Below are 14,246 nucleotides of genomic sequence, written 5' to 3'. Positions count from 1 at the left end.
ATAATTCGTTAGTATCGCCCGCGCGGACGCGCAGGTCCACGTCCCCCGCCCATTCCAGCAGGCCAAAGCAGCAATAACGTTAATCCGCTCCGAGGGTTCGGCATTCTGCCGAACGGAGGGGCTGGGCCATGCGTTGGCAGTTGCAAAACAAAAACAAAGGTCCACGATGGGATCGGACGAGGACGGGACGCCGCGTCACATCGGCGATGCCAAGCTCGGCTAGATTGCAGTGGGCGACACGGGAGACGGGGCCGTGGACGGCTTCGTCAATGCAAAATGGAGCGGGACATGACCGACCAATTCGAAATTCCGAAGGAAATGCGCGCAATGGCCGAAGCCAGCTTCGACCAGGCCAAGCAGGCATTCGAGAAGTTTCTGACCAGCGCCCAGAGCACGGCGTCGTCGATCGAAAATCGCGGTGAGACCGTGCGCGCCGGCGCCAAGGATGTCAGCACCAAGGCCATCGCCTATGCCGAGAAGAACGTCGCCGCGTCGCTGGATTATGCCCAGCAGTTGCTGCACGCCAAGGATCTCGGCGACGTCATGCGGCTCCACAGCGAATACGTGCAGTCGCAGATGAAGTCGCTGGCAGAGCAGGCCAGCGAAATGGGCCAGATCATGAGCCGCGCTGCCATGGACGCCGCCACGCCCAAGAGCTGACCGACCCCCGCGCTCTCCGCTATGCAATCAGCGATTGATATCTAGCGAGTTCCATGACGTGGGCGCGCATTCGATCCGGGTCTCATGCGATTCTGCGGTGCAATATTCTGTTGCGTCGCACAATTCCGACATGATATTGCGGTAAGCACAATGACGCATCGCCGATGGCGATGCCGCTCTGTTTCCCGCCAGCTGATGAAAGGCACCGGTGCCTTCCGCAGCCTCCACGGGTTTATTGATTTCACCCCCACCACGAAGGATGCACGCTATGGCCGAATCGACCGATCCGTTCTCATCTTCCGTTATCCCGTTCCAGGTGCCGGAGCAGGTCCGCGCATTCGCCGAAAAGGGCGTCTCGCAGGCGCGCGAGGGTTATGCCAAGTTCAAGGACGCTGCCGAGACCCATAACAGCACGGTTGAAGCTGTGTTCGGCACGGCCACCAAGGGCGCTGCCGAATATTCGGCCAAGCTGCTCGACATTGCCAAGACCAACACCAATGCGGGTTTCGACTTCGCCCAGTCGCTGATCGGCGTGAAGTCGCCGTCGCAGGCGATGGAGCTGTGGACCGCTTTTGCGCGCAGCCAGGTTGAAACCTTCACGGGTCAGACCAAACAGCTGGCCGAACTCGGCCAGAAGATCGCCACCGAGACCGCCGAACCGATCAAGACCGGCGCTTCGAAGCTGTTCCAGCCGGCCGCCTGAGCCGATCGCACCGCCAAATAATCGAAAGCCCGGGCCGCAAGCCCGGGCTTTTGTTTGCGCCAAAAATCATCATCGCGGCCTTGCCAAAGTGATGCGTTGCACCTAGTTTCCCGCCTGTTCAGGACCCCCTGATTTTGGGGCCGGTCAGGATGCAGTTGTAGCTCAGTTGGTTAGAGCGCCTGTTTGTGGAGCAGGAGGTCGGTGGTTCGAGACCACCCAACTGTACCATACAAATCAATCATTTAGCCGATTCGAGCGTGGCCGTTGCTTTGGGCTGCGGCAATGTCTGACCGCTTGGGTCGGGCCGGTAATGCCGGCGCGCCGGTCAGATCATTCAGCGTGCCCACGATCTGCTCGGGGTTGTAAGGTTTCCGCACAAACAGCCCGCCTTCGGGCAACTCGACGTCGTAAATGCCCGCGTGCTTCCGCTAGGCCGGTCGTGGAACTCGATTGCCATCGTTCCGTTGGCTTCCCAACGACAGGGAGGCAATCATGATCGACGCTGATATCAGCAATACCGCTATTGCGATGATGTGCGACATCGCGCGCGCCTCTGGGCCCGATCTCAATGCCGAAAAACGTGCCGTGCTTGACGGGCTGATTGCTCAAGGGCTTGTCGAGGTAATCGATCAAGCCAAGCCGGCAGCGGGGCCGAAATTTAGGATCACCTTGAAAGGGCAGCAGCTCCTTGACGAGCGCGGCGTTGGCGTCAACGAGGCCTGATGCGGGTTTCTGCGTTGCTGTTACTTGCCTTTGCAGAGGACGTCGCTGACCCCGCCGAGAACCGCCTTGGTCCAGATTGCATAGCCGGCATCATTCAGGTGAATGCCATCGGTTGTGTATTTCGCCGGCATGGACGGGATGGTGATAAGGCTCGCGCCAGCATCGCCGGCGATGGTTGGCAGCAACGCGTTGTAGTTGTCGATCGCCTGATCGTTGATGCGCGCGCTATCGGATTTGCCGGCTTCAACAGGTGTCACCGTCGCGATGGCCATTCGTGGAGCCGTGGATTTTAGCGTCGCGAGCAAAGCGAGATAGTTGGTCCTGTATGAGTCCGCGTTCACAGGGACCGCAGCATCGTTGAGTCCGAGGGAGACGACGACCATGGCGGCCTGCTTTCCGCCAAGTGCTTTTGTCAGCATGGCATCGAGACCGCTCGATGTCGTTGATCCGTCGATTCCGGCATTGACGATGGGCCGACCGCAGACGGCACGGGGGAAGGTTGCGCGTTTGACGATACTGTCGCCGAGGATGATGACGGGATCATCGACCTGTTTCAATGCTGCCCTGATCAGAAGTGGGCGCGGCGGCGTCGCGTCATTTCCTTTGGGCCATGCCGCCCAGCCGCACAACCCCACGAAGCCGATAATGCCAATACGGGTCCAGTTCATGATCGTGGACCGCCCGCGCAGGTTCGGAGTATCGCTTTTGTCTCACTGTTCATCCTGGACCGTCTCTCGCACGAGGTCGCGACGGGGCAACGGCGCCGCGATGTCCGGGAGAAACTACAGGGCCGGCGCGAAGGCAAGCCCGATCCCCGTCACGTCCACCTTGCCAAGCTGGCAATCGTCTCCGACACTCCCACGATAACGTGCAACCAGGGGGGGACTAATGTCGGTACGTCCAGGGATTTTGAGCGGGTCGCTTGCCATGTCACTCATGATCGGCGCGTCGTTCTTGGCGACGCCGTCGCAAGCCTATACCGACGATCAGCAACAGCTCTGCACCGGTGATGCCTTTCGGCTCTGCAGCGCGGCCATTCCCGATGTGGATCGCGTGACGGCCTGCATGATCCAGAAGCGGGCGCAATTGAGCCCGGGCTGCGCGCAATTCTTTCGGGCAACGCCGGTCAGCGCGCGCAAACCCACGGTCAAGTCGCGAAGGGCGAAAAAACCGACTCGTCCGAGCTGATCAGGCTTCGCTCTCACGTGAACGGATGTTTAGTCAGCGTGCAGAACGGCGTGATCTCGCCGAGTCGCTGCACCGTGACGCCATCGATCGTGGCAAAAAAGTGAACCCGTGACAAACTGACACGTTGGGTATCACGACACGAAACAACATCTCCAGACCACGAGGAGCGTCATTTTGAGCAGCGAAACCAATATCGACTACAAGGCCGAACTCAATCGGCATTTGGCCTGGTTCGAAACCAAACTTCCGCCCCGTCCGGCTCGATTTGTAGGTTGGTTGCGCAAGCCCTCATCGAAGCTCGTGCGATTCCCGCTTGGCATTTTGCTGATTATCGGCGGGATTTTCAGCATTCTTCCTGTGCTCGGCCTCTGGATGTTGCCGCTCGGACTCATCCTCATCGCGCAGGATATTCCGCCGCTGGAAAAACCGGTGGCGCAGTTTCTCGGTTGGCTTGAGCGAAAGTGGATCGAACGTCAGCGCGCGAAGGGCATTGCTATCGAAGGCCCGGACTCAACTCGTTCCAACGGCGCTGATAGCAAGATTTGAGCGTCTGACTTGATACCAGAGTGCGACAAAGTGGCGACAAGCGTACTACACCTGACTCATTTCGGGCCTGTTGCGCCGCACTGTGTGACTCAAAAACCAACATTCCAAACAAATCAGGCACATATCCTTGAATTACGCGTAAATATGACTTTAACGAATCAGCAGACTGATTCATTTTCGCCTCCTGGGGTCAATCTGGAGGCCAACATATGAACGTCATAGTTTTCGCATCGCGTAAAGGCGGCTCGGGGAAGAGTACCCTGGCTGCACATCTTGCTGCTCAAGTTCATAAATCAACGAAGCCTTGCTTGCTCATCGACGCGGATCCGCAGGGTTCGTTGACGCTGTGGCACAAGCTGCGGGGAACAAATGAACCGCCGCTGAAGATCGCAAATCGCAGCGTGACCGAAATGGTTGCTGCCGCGAAGCGTGACGGTTTTGAATGGGTGTTCATCGATACGCCGCCGAACACATCGGCTGTGGTCGACGATGCCATCAAGAACGCGACCATGGTGATCATTCCTGCGCGTCCCGGCGTGTTCGACGTCGATGCGGTGCAGGCGACGATCCAGTCCTGCCGTTCGGCCCGCAAGCCCTATGCGGTTGTCATCAACGGTGCGCCGGCACGCCGTGACGATTCCGAAAGCCGTATCGTGACGATCGCCCGCGAAGCGCTCGCCAAATTCAAGGCTCCGGTGTGGTCCGGTCAGATCACCAACCGTGCAGATCTCCTGCTCGCGCTTGGCAACGGCGAAGGCGCCCGCGAATATCAGGCAGAAGGTCGCGCAGCAAGCGAGATCGGCAAGCTGTGGGCGGCGATCGAACGTTCGATCAAGGCTATTCGCGGCAACGGATCGGCGACCGGCGCGATGCACAAGCAGGCGGCCTGATAGCCGTTCTGCTCTTTTGACCCCAGAAAAAGCGCGCGAGACTTTCGCGCGTTTTTTGTCGTTGGTATGACCGCGACGGTGGGGTGTTCACGCCTATGCTGAAATGGCGATATCTCCGGCGGGCGAGGTCACCCCTTGGGTGACTTCGCGGAAGTTGTCTATGTCAGCCGGACGGCCGAGCAGATAGCCCTGCGCCTCGTCGCATTTCTCGTCGCGCAGGAATGCGAATTCCGCTTCGGTTTCCACGCCTTCGGCGAGCACCGGCAGCCCAAGTCCGCGGCCGAGGCCGAGGACGGCGCGCACGATTGCTGCTGCCTGGCTGTTGGTGTTCACCGACCTGATGAACGATCCGTCGATCTTGATCTTGTCGAACGGGAATGCGCGCAGGTTCGACAGCGACGAGTAGCCGGTGCCGAAGTCATCCATGGCGATGTGAACGCCGAGCGCCTTGATCCGGCGAAGTGTCAACAGCGCGCGATCGAAGTCGCGGATCAGCGCAGTCTCGGTGATCTCCAGTTCGAGCCGATGCGGGGGCAGGCCGGTTTCCAGCAAGACCTCATGGACGGTTGCGACAAAGCTATCGTGGTGGATCTGAACCGCCGAGACATTGACCGCGATGGTCAGCGGATGCTTCCACGTCGCCGCTTCACGGCAGGCGGCGCGCAGCACCCATTCGCCGATGCCGAGAATGGCGCCGGTGTCTTCCGCAATCGGAATGAAGATGTCGGGGCGAATATTGCCGCGGACGGGATGGTTCCAGCGCAGCAGTGCCTCGAAGCCGATCACGCGGCCCGACTCCATGGTGCCCTGGGGCTGATAGACTACTTTCAGCTGATTGGCATCGATGGCGTTGCGCAGATCGTGTTCGAGCAGCCGGCGGTCGCGCACGGCTTCCCCCATTGCAGGTTCGAAGAAGCGCCAGGTCGCGCGGCCTTCGGATTTGGCGCGGTAGAGCGCGGTGTCGGCGCAAGCGAGCAGCGAGTCGCGATCACTGGAGTCGTCTGGGCAGAGTGCGATACCGACACTGGCGGTGACGCTGCCGAGTTCGAAGGTGGCATCCTTGCTCCGGAATGCTTCCAGTATCCTGTCGGCGAACTGACTCGCAGCTGCGGGCGAGGTCAGGTTCGGCAAGAGAATGGCGAACTCGTCGCCGCCAAGACGCGCCATCATCTCGCCTTCGCCAAGCAGGGCGGTGATGCGCGCCGTTACGCTCTTGAGGACCTTGTCGCCGGCGGCGTGGCCGAACAGGTCATTGACCTGCTTGAACTGATCGAGATCCAAAGCGAGTACGGCGAGCGGGCGGTCCTGGGATAGTGTCGCAATCTCCTGATCGATTCGATCATGAAACGTGCCGCGATTGGGCAGTCCGGTCAGGGAGTCGTAGTGGGCGAGATAGCGGATGTGCTGTTCGGCCTGTTTGCGTTCGCGGAGGTCACGTACGGCGATGACCTGATGTGGCTTCCCCGCAAAGTCGATTCCACGCAGGATCAATTCGACCGGAATCGTCTGGCCGTTGCGCTGCCGCAGGCTCGCTTCCACCGATTGGTCAGGCTGGCTCATGATCTGCGTCCCCGTATCTCCATCGGGGAAGCAGTCTTGCAGACGCCCGCCGATCAGCAATTCAGCGGACGATCCCGCCAGCGCGGCGAAGGACGTGTTGACCGTGACGATGGTGTCGCCGTCGCACACCAGCAGGCCTTCGACGGCAGCATTGGCGAGTCCGCGCATGCGGTCGGCCTCGAGATCAGAGCGGCGGTGATCACGGATATCCAGCACGATGCCGGCCAGCGCCAGGCCAATGATGGCGAAGCTGATCAATGAGACGCCAAGTGCGAGCCATCCGGCGGGGATGGTCAGCGGCGAGACGGCGATGGTCGGATCCGGGGTGATCGTGACGGCGCTCATCGCCGTGAAATGGTGACTGCAGATCGCGAGCGTCAGCAGCAGCGCGCCGCTGATCTTCCAGCGCAGGTTGGTGCCATGCACCCCTACCGGAAGCGCGATCGCACCGAGCACGGCTCCCAATACGATCGAGACGATGACGAGCGTCGTATCCCAGTCGATGCGCGCTTGAAGTTCGAAGGCGGCCATGCCGGTGTAATGCATCGCCGCGATGCCGCCCGCGACGACGGCGCCGCCGATCCAGAGGCCGGCACGAAAATTCGGGATCAACGACACGGCAAGGCCGGCGCCGGTCAGCAGCAGCGCGGCGATCAGCGAGACGACCGTAAGTACGATATTGTAGCCGCTCGGCATCCCCGGCGAGAACGCCAGCATCGCTACGAAATGCGTGGCCCAGATGCCGAAGCCCGTGGAGATCGCGGATACCGCGAGCCAGACGAGGCGCATCTGGCCTGTGGCGCTTCGCGCATGACGGAGCAAGTTGATAGCAGCGAGGGACGCGATCGCGCAGATGATGGCCGCGAGTCCGACAAGCCTGAAATCATGGGCATTGGCGATGCAGTTATAGATCGTAAGCATGTACAGGTACCGCGAGCGGGATTACCGCAATTGCGCGGGACGTTAGATATAAGTACGTAAAGACACGTAAATACCGGCGATCGGCGCTATTAGATCGCCCCGTGTGCTATCGCTGCGTATGCTTATCCAGTCGTAAATTTTGCGGATATTCACCGGCTCTTGATGACCTAAAGGTGTGGTCGCATTTCAGCGCCACCCTCGCCGGGCAAAAACCGTAACGACTGATCAACCGTCTTCCAACATCGTGCCCGCACGTCGCATTCGCGTCACCGGTCGACGCGGCTGACCACGTCCATCAACTCGGCAATCTTGCGGCGTTGATCGGCCTTGTCGCCTGACGAGATCGCGTGCTCAACGCAATGCGCGACATGGTCGCGCAGGATCTCTTCCTCGACGCGTCGCAACGCTGCGCGGGCCGCGGCGATCTGCGTAACCACATCGATGCAATAGCGGTCGGCCTCGACCATGCCGGCCAAGCCGCGGACCTGGCCTTCGATCCGTTTGAGGCGTTTTAAACAGGACGTCTTGATCTCGCTGCGCATGAGGTCCATATACCCCCATAGGGTATATGTTTCAAGAGGCGAGGTCACGGTGGCAGAGACAACTCACACGCATACGGGGCACGATGCCCATGCCGGTCACATGCATGGCGCATGCTGTTCGCATGGTCACCATCACGACGTGGATGCGCCGGCCAAAGTGCTCGATCCGGTCTGCGGCATGACCGTCGATCCCGCCACCGCCAAGAACCGTCTGATCTATCAGGGCCATGAGTATTTCTTCTGCAGCGCGCGCTGTCGCGAGCGGTTCAATGCGGATCCCGAGAGTTTTCTGAAGCCGAAGGAGCCCGCGCCGCCCGCGCCGGCCGGCACCATCTATACCTGCCCGATGCACCCGGAGATCCGTCAGGAAGGACCCGGGAGCTGTCCGATCTGCGGCATGGCGCTGGAGCCGGAGCAGGTCTCGCTCGACGACAAGCCCGATCCCGAACTGATCGACATGACCCGGCGCTTCTGGATCGCGCTGGCACTGACATTGCCCGTGTTCGTGCTGGAGATGGGCGCGCATCTCGGCCTGATGCAACTGGTATCGCAGACCACATCGAACTGGATCTCGTTGGTGCTGGCGACACCCGTGGTGCTGTGGGCCGGCGCACCGTTCTTCGAACGCGGATGGCGCTCGGTGGTAACGCGCAATCTCAACATGTTCACGCTGATCGCCATGGGCACCGGTGTGGCGTGGATCTACAGCGTCGTTGCGACCTTCGCACCCGGTCTGTTTCCCGACACGTTCCGTGACCATCACGGTGCAGTGGCGGTCTATTTCGAAGCCGCTGCGGTGATCACCGTGCTCGTACTGCTGGGACAAGTGCTCGAGCTGCGCGCGCGCAATCAGACATCAGGCGCGATCCGCGCGCTGCTCGGTCTTGCGCCGAAGACCGCGCGGCGCATTGGCAAGGACGGTGATGAGGACGTCGCCCTCGATGCCATCGCCATCGGCGATTTGTTGCGGGTGCGGCCGGGCGAGAAAATTCCGGTCGACGGCGTCGTTACCGAGGGGCGTTCGTCGGTGGATGAATCCATGGTGACCGGCGAGTCCATGCCGGTGAGCAAGGCCGAAGGCGCGCGCGTCATCGGCGGCACCGTCAACCAGAGCGGTGGCCTCGTGCTGCGGGCCGACAAGATCGGCCGCGATACGATGTTGTCGCGCATCGTCGATATGGTCGCGAAGGCACAGCGCTCGCGCGCGCCGATCCAGCGTCTCGCGGATCGTGTCGCCGGCTGGTTCGTGCCGGCCGTGTTGGCTGCAGCGGTGATTGCATTCATCGCCTGGGCGACATTCGGGCCGGAGCCGCGGTTCTCGTTTGCGCTTGTTGCTGCGGTCACCGTGCTGATCATCGCGTGCCCCTGTGCGCTCGGTCTCGCCACGCCCATGTCGATCATGGTCGGCGTCGGTCGCGGCGCCCATGCCGGCATTCTGGTGCGTGACGCGCAGGCGCTGGAGCGCCTGGAAAGCATCGACACCATTGTGATCGATAAGACCGGTACGCTGACGGAAGGCAAGCCGAAACTGGTGAGCATCACGCCGGCGGAAGGGTTCAACGAAAGCGAGATTCTGCAACTTGCTGCAAGTATCGAACGTTCCAGCGAACACCCGCTGGCGCAGGCCATCGTCAATGAAGCAAAGCAACGCAATGTGGTGCTGAGCGATGCCAGTGACTTCGCCTCGCCGTCCGGCAAAGGCGCGTCGGGTGTGGTCAATGGCAAGCGCGTTGCGCTCGGCAATGCGATGCTGATGGACGAATTGAAAGTGGATACGACGCGCTCCGACGGCGTCGCCGAGCTGGCGCGGCAGAACGGTGCGACTGCCATCTTCGTTGCCATCGATGGCAGCGTCGCCGGCGTGATGGCGATTGCCGATCCCGTAAAGCCATCGGCGCAGGACGCCTTGAAGAAGCTGCGCGCCGACGGCCTGCGGATCGTCATGCTCACCGGCGACAATGCGACGACGGCAAAGGCCGTGGCAAAGACACTGGGTATCGATGAGGTCGAGGCGGGTGTGTTGCCGGAGCGCAAGAGTGACGTGGTCACACGTCTGCGCGGCGAAGGCCGCCGGGTCGCCATGGTTGGCGATGGCGTCAACGATGCACCTGCGCTGGCTGCTGCGGATGTCGGCATCGCCATGGGGACCGGCACCGATGTGGCGATCGAGAGTGCTGGCGTGACGTTGCTGACCGGCGACCTGATAGGACTCGTGCGGGCACGCGCACTATCAAAGGCCGTGATGAGCAATATCCGTCAGAATCTGATTTTCGCCTTCATCTACAACGCGGCCGGCGTGCCGATTGCGGCCGGTGTGCTGTATCCGATCTTCGGCATCCTGCTGTCGCCGATGCTCGGCGCTGCAGCGATGGCGCTGTCCTCGGTGAGCGTGATCGGGAATGCGCTCCGGCTGGCGAAAGTGAAGCTGGACTGACAGTTCGCGTGCGCAAAAAAAAGCCGGACTCAAACGAGTCCGGCTCTGAGGTATTGGCCTCGAGAGGCCGACACAATCACCTTCCAAGAGGGATTACTGAGACCTCGCACCACTGGAGGAGGGGGACAAATGCGCAGCGCAAAATCTCAGCGTCTGAGAAGTATGATCCCTGAAGGTGGCATGCAGCAACGCATCACTTGGCATGTCTGACATGCTGGGAAGCGTGGGCATATCTGCCCTGAAATATTGCGGGTTAGGACGGCCAGCGCTGCGCCTTGCTGACGATGAAGTCGCGGAACACCTGCACACGGGCGACCGTCTTCAACTCTTCGGGATAGACAAAATAAGTGTCGAGTTGAATCGAGTCCGACTCGCTGAAGAGCTGAACCAGACGATCGTTTTCTTCGACCAGGTAGTCCGGCAATGCTGCAATGCCCAAGCCCTGCTGGCAGGCGCGCATCAGGCCCAGAATATTGTTGACCTTGAAGTAGGGTTCGCGCGGGCCGGAGCCGTTGCGCCCGGCATCGATCAGCCAGCTGCGGTTTTGCAGGTGCGGGGACACCTGGGCGTCGCTGAGCATGATGATGCGGTGCCCGTCGAGTTCGTCGAGGGTGCGCGGGGTGCCGAAATGCTTGATATATTCCGGCGAGCAATAAGCGTGGAATCCCATGGCGAACAGCTTGCGCTGGATCAGGTCCGGCTGGGTCGGCTTGCGGGTGCGGATGGCCACATCGGCTTCGCGCATCGACAGGTCGAGTTCCTCGTCGGTGACGATCAGCGAAATGCGGATTTCCGGATAGAGCGCGGTGAACTCGCCAAGGCGCGGGATCAGCCAGTTGATGCCGACGCCCGGGGTTGTGGTCACCTTGAGGTCGCCGCTAGGCCGCTCGCGGCTGTCGGTCAGCTTTGCGCGGGCCGCCTGGAGCTGCATGAACACGTCATGGGCGGTGCGGAACAGCAGGTCGCCCTGTTCGGTGAGGATCAGGCCGCGGGCGTGGCGGTGGAACAGCGAGACCGCCAGCTCCTGCTCGAGCGCGCTCACCTGTCGTGAGACTGCCGATTGCGACAGGCCCAGTTGCTCGCCTGCATGCGTGAAGCTCCCCGCTTCCGCCGCCGCGTGAAACACCTTCAGCTTGTCCCAGTCCATATCTGTAAATCCGTCGCGGGTTCGTTTGATCATCATTCGGCCGCTGCGCGGTCATGAGCATGCGCGGCAAGATAGCGTTCGGCTTCGAGGGCGGCCATGCAGCCCATGCCGGCGGCGGTGACCGCCTGCCGATAGGTTTCATCCGCCACGTCGCCGGCGGCGAACACGCCGGGCATCGAGGTTGCGGTGGAATTCGGAGCCACTTCGACATAGCCCGAGGGCTTCAGCTTGATCTGGCCCTTGATGAGTTCGGTCGCGGGCGCGTGGCCGATGGCAATGAAGACGCCGTCGGCTGGCACCTGGGTGACGGCGCCGGTCTTGACGTTCTTCAGGCGCACATGGGTAACCTTGGCCGGGCCTTCGGTGCCGCAGATCTCGTCGAGCGCCGAGTCCCAGACCACCTTGATCTTCGGGTGCTTGAACAATCGCTCCTGGAGGATGCGTTCGGCGCGGAAATGGTCGCGGCGATGCACGATGGTGACCTGCGAGGCGAAATTGGTCAGGAACAAAGCTTCCTCGACGGCCGTGTTGCCGCCGCCGACCACGATCACTTCCTTGTTGCGATAGAAGAATCCGTCGCAGGTGGCACAGGCGGATACGCCGCCGCCCTGGAATTTCTCTTCCGACGGGATGCCGAGCCAGCGCGCCTGTGCGCCGGTGGCGAGAATGACGGTTTCGGCGAGATAGACATCGCCGCTGTCGCAGGTCAGGCGGAACGGACGCTGGCTCAGATTCATGTCACTGACCAGATCGGTGACGATCTTGGTGCCGACATGATGCGCCTGCTTCTCCATCTGCTCCATCAGCCAGGGACCCTGAATGACGTCGGCGAAGCCCGGATAGTTTTCGACATCCGTGGTGATGGTGAGCTGGCCGCCGGGCTGGATCCCCTGGATCAGGACGGGCTCGAGCATCGCGCGTGCGGCGTAGATAGCGGCAGTGTAGCCAGCCGGGCCTGAGCCGATGATGACGACTTTGGCATGGATGGGGGCGGCCATGGTCGAGTCCCTTTCTGAAGGGAAATTGGTCATTGCTGAGGCGAAATGTGCCGGCGAACACGTCGCTGCGGCGTCGAAAGTCTTGTCTGCTAGTGTAGAATATCTGGCGAGCCATGCAAGAATTGCAATTCGTCCCGGCAATTTTTCCCCCGGAGACGCTTAATTTCTGCGATGCACGCGCAATAAAATTGCGCAAGTTGCGGCTCCTGCGCTAAGAGAGTTCAAACGGTTTGTTTGAATACCAGCCAGGATCCGCGCCGCGTGCCGAAAAGCCTAGACGACATCGACCTCAAAATTCTCAGCGAAATCCAGGCCGACGGCCGAATCACCAATGTGGAACTCGCCAAGCGCGTCGGCATCTCGCCGCCGCCCTGCCTGCGCCGGGTTCGGACCCTGGAAGAGGCTGGCTATATCCAGGGCTACCGCGGGTTGCTGGATCCCCGATTGCTCGGTTTCGACGTTACCGTGTTTGCCTCGGTCCACCTGTCGAGTCAGGCCGATGCCGATCTCAAGGCGTTCGAGGATTTCGTCCGCAAGGAGCCTTTGGTGCGGGAGTGCTGGATGCTATCGGGCGAGATCGATTTCATCCTGAAATGCGTGGCGCCCGACATGGCGACCTTCCAGGATTTCGTCGGCCATCTCACGGCCGCACCGCATGTCCGCAACGTCCGCACGTCCTTGGTCTTGCAGAACTCGAAATACGCTGCCGCGGTGCCGCTCGAGCTGAGGGCCGCGGATTAGCAGCGAGTGTTAAAGCAAAGGGCGCCCACCTTGCGGTGAGCGCCCTTTTTTATTGCCGTGATGTCGAGCTTAGCTCTTCTTGCGCAGTATCGCGTCGAGGCTGATCGGGCCTCCGCCTGACGTCGCAAGATAGAGGCAGGAGAAGCAGAACAGGATGGCAGCGGTGCCGCCGTTCAGCAGCGGCAGGAAAACCGGATCCGCGCCTTTAAACATGTGGCCGAGGAAGTAAGCGAAGGCCATTTCACCGGCGAGGATGAACGCAACTGGGCGCGTGAACAGGCCGAGCAGCAGCAGCGCACCGCCGACGAGTTCAAGCGTTGCCGCGACCTGGATCAACGGCGGGATATTCGCGAAATAAGGCAGAACCGGAAATTTGAAGATCTTGGCGATGCCATACTGCAGCAGCAGCAGGCCGGTGATGAAGCGGAAAAGGCTTAGTGCAGCAGGCTGAAATTTAGCGAAGGCTTGGTCCATGTCATTAGTCCCCCTGTGATGACCATCGTTTCTAGCATTACTGCAATGCAAAATGCTGGTCACTCTCGTGTGAAAACACGTGAGCTGTGGAAGTATTCCAGAAGTTTTCGTGAGTAGCGATGGCTGGATACCGCCATCAGGGGATAATAAAAAAGCCGCGCATCATGCGCGGCTTTCTTGTTTTCGCGTTGAGCGCTGTCGATCAGCGCCACTCGACCTTGGTGATCTCATAGGCCTTGGCCCCGCCGGGAGCGACGACTTCGACCGATGCGCCTTTGCTCTTGCCGATCAGCGCACGCGCCAGTGGCGAGGTAATCGAGATGCGACCTTTCTTGGCATCAGCCTCGGGCTCGCCGACGATCTGCCAGACCGCCTTCTTCTCGGTGTCCTCATCGATCAGCGTCACGGTCGCGCCGAACTTGATGGTATCGCCGGACAGCTTCGAGATATCGATGATATCGGCGCGGGCGAGCTTGTCCTCGATATCGCTGATGCGGCCTTCATTATGCGACTGCTCTTCCTTGGCGGCATGATACTCGGCATTTTCCGAGAGGTCGCCATGGGAGCGCGCTTCGGCGATCTGCTCGATGATCCGCGGACGGTGCACCGACTGACGTTCCTTCAGCTCGACCTCCAGCGCAGCGTAGCCACCTGCTGTCATCGGGACCTTCTCAACCATTCTCTTCGTCCTCTAACGTCATGCGGAACGCGGCGGCGCG

General features: G+C 60.9%; 15 protein-coding genes and 1 tRNA gene. 9 read left to right on the top strand and 7 right to left on the bottom strand.

Going from position 1 to position 14,246, the window contains the following annotated elements; translation table 11 throughout:
• The first annotated feature begins 288 nt into the window (after window positions 1-288).
• The 4 genes from AB8B20_RS15050 (at window position 289) to AB8B20_RS15035 (ending at window position 2,086) form a co-directional block, all read left to right on the top strand.
• Complete coding sequence (locus AB8B20_RS15050) at window positions 289-660, top strand: phasin (RefSeq protein ID WP_439074806.1); 372 nt, start codon at window positions 289-291, stop codon at window positions 658-660.
• A 268-nt stretch (window positions 661-928) separates the two neighbouring features.
• Window positions 929-1,363 (top strand): phasin, encoded by a 435-nt coding sequence (locus AB8B20_RS15045; RefSeq protein ID WP_068728746.1) that lies wholly within the window; start codon window positions 929-931, stop codon window positions 1,361-1,363.
• A gap of 151 nt (window positions 1,364-1,514) precedes the next feature.
• Window positions 1,515-1,591: transfer RNA gene (locus AB8B20_RS15040), tRNA-His, on the top strand.
• 264 nt (window positions 1,592-1,855) lie between these two features.
• Window positions 1,856-2,086: a hypothetical protein gene (locus AB8B20_RS15035; protein WP_089266247.1), complete on the top strand. Its 231-nt coding sequence runs from the start codon at window positions 1,856-1,858 to the stop codon at window positions 2,084-2,086.
• Between the two features lie 20 nt (window positions 2,087-2,106).
• Here the strand turns inward: AB8B20_RS15035 and AB8B20_RS15030 are convergent, their stop codons facing one another.
• The gene (locus AB8B20_RS15030) at window positions 2,107-2,754 is read right to left on the bottom strand and encodes an SGNH/GDSL hydrolase family protein (RefSeq protein WP_439074807.1); all 648 of its coding nucleotides are present in this window, start codon (window positions 2,752-2,754) and stop codon (window positions 2,107-2,109) included.
• 268 nt (window positions 2,755-3,022) lie between these two features.
• On the opposite strand from AB8B20_RS15030, the gene AB8B20_RS15025 reads away from it, so the two are divergent.
• The 3 genes from AB8B20_RS15025 (at window position 3,023) to AB8B20_RS15015 (ending at window position 4,710) form a co-directional block, all read left to right on the top strand.
• The gene (locus AB8B20_RS15025; RefSeq protein ID WP_089266248.1) at window positions 3,023-3,274 is read left to right on the top strand and encodes a hypothetical protein; all 252 of its coding nucleotides are present in this window, start codon (window positions 3,023-3,025) and stop codon (window positions 3,272-3,274) included.
• A gap of 174 nt (window positions 3,275-3,448) precedes the next feature.
• Complete coding sequence (locus tag AB8B20_RS15020; RefSeq protein WP_231079282.1) at window positions 3,449-3,820, top strand: hypothetical protein; 372 nt, start codon at window positions 3,449-3,451, stop codon at window positions 3,818-3,820.
• Window positions 3,821-4,029: 209 nt separating this feature from the next.
• Window positions 4,030-4,710 (top strand): ParA family protein, encoded by a 681-nt coding sequence (locus tag AB8B20_RS15015; RefSeq protein ID WP_068728738.1) that lies wholly within the window; start codon window positions 4,030-4,032, stop codon window positions 4,708-4,710.
• A gap of 93 nt (window positions 4,711-4,803) precedes the next feature.
• On the opposite strand, the gene AB8B20_RS15010 is transcribed toward AB8B20_RS15015, so the two are convergent.
• Both AB8B20_RS15010 and AB8B20_RS15005 read right to left on the bottom strand, forming a co-directional pair.
• Window positions 4,804-7,191 carry an EAL domain-containing protein gene (locus AB8B20_RS15010; RefSeq protein WP_439074808.1) on the bottom strand — a complete coding sequence of 796 codons (2,388 nt, stop codon included), beginning with the start codon at window positions 7,189-7,191 and terminating at the stop codon, window positions 4,804-4,806.
• Between the two features lie 266 nt (window positions 7,192-7,457).
• A complete protein-coding gene (locus AB8B20_RS15005; RefSeq protein WP_089266249.1) occupies window positions 7,458-7,733 on the bottom strand; it encodes a metal-sensitive transcriptional regulator in 276 nt (91 codons plus the stop codon).
• 100 nt (window positions 7,734-7,833) lie between these two features.
• Between AB8B20_RS15005 and AB8B20_RS15000 the strand changes: the two genes are divergently transcribed.
• Entirely contained in the window at window positions 7,834-10,167 is a 2,334-nt protein-coding gene (locus AB8B20_RS15000) for a heavy metal translocating P-type ATPase (RefSeq protein ID WP_439075060.1), read from the top strand.
• A gap of 253 nt (window positions 10,168-10,420) precedes the next feature.
• Here AB8B20_RS15000 and AB8B20_RS14995 read toward each other — a convergent pair whose 3' ends face one another.
• Together AB8B20_RS14995 and trxB are read right to left on the bottom strand one after the other, a co-directional pair.
• A complete protein-coding gene (locus AB8B20_RS14995; RefSeq protein WP_089266250.1) occupies window positions 10,421-11,314 on the bottom strand; it encodes a LysR family transcriptional regulator in 894 nt (297 codons plus the stop codon).
• A 32-nt stretch (window positions 11,315-11,346) separates the two neighbouring features.
• Window positions 11,347-12,312: a thioredoxin-disulfide reductase gene (gene trxB / locus AB8B20_RS14990; RefSeq protein ID WP_439074809.1), complete on the bottom strand. Its 966-nt coding sequence runs from the start codon at window positions 12,310-12,312 to the stop codon at window positions 11,347-11,349.
• Window positions 12,313-12,573: 261 nt separating this feature from the next.
• On the opposite strand from trxB, the gene AB8B20_RS14985 reads away from it, so the two are divergent.
• On the top strand, window positions 12,574-13,053 hold the full coding sequence (locus AB8B20_RS14985) for an Lrp/AsnC family transcriptional regulator (protein ID WP_068730339.1): 480 nt from the start codon (window positions 12,574-12,576) through the stop codon (window positions 13,051-13,053).
• 69 nt (window positions 13,054-13,122) lie between these two features.
• Here AB8B20_RS14985 and AB8B20_RS14980 read toward each other — a convergent pair whose 3' ends face one another.
• Both AB8B20_RS14980 and greA read right to left on the bottom strand, forming a co-directional pair.
• Window positions 13,123-13,527: a DoxX family protein gene (locus AB8B20_RS14980; protein WP_093757105.1), complete on the bottom strand. Its 405-nt coding sequence runs from the start codon at window positions 13,525-13,527 to the stop codon at window positions 13,123-13,125.
• A 202-nt stretch (window positions 13,528-13,729) separates the two neighbouring features.
• Window positions 13,730-14,206, bottom strand: coding sequence for a transcription elongation factor GreA (gene greA, locus AB8B20_RS14975; RefSeq protein WP_068728727.1), 477 nt, complete (start codon window positions 14,204-14,206; stop codon window positions 13,730-13,732).
• Between the last annotated feature and the right edge of the window lie 40 nt (window positions 14,207-14,246).

It is taken from the genome of Tardiphaga sp. 866_E4_N1_4 (assembly GCF_052076075.1).
GTDB classification, from domain to species: Bacteria; Pseudomonadota; Alphaproteobacteria; order Rhizobiales; family Xanthobacteraceae; genus Tardiphaga; species Tardiphaga robiniae.
This window is presented reverse-complemented; position numbering and strand designations above follow the sequence as displayed.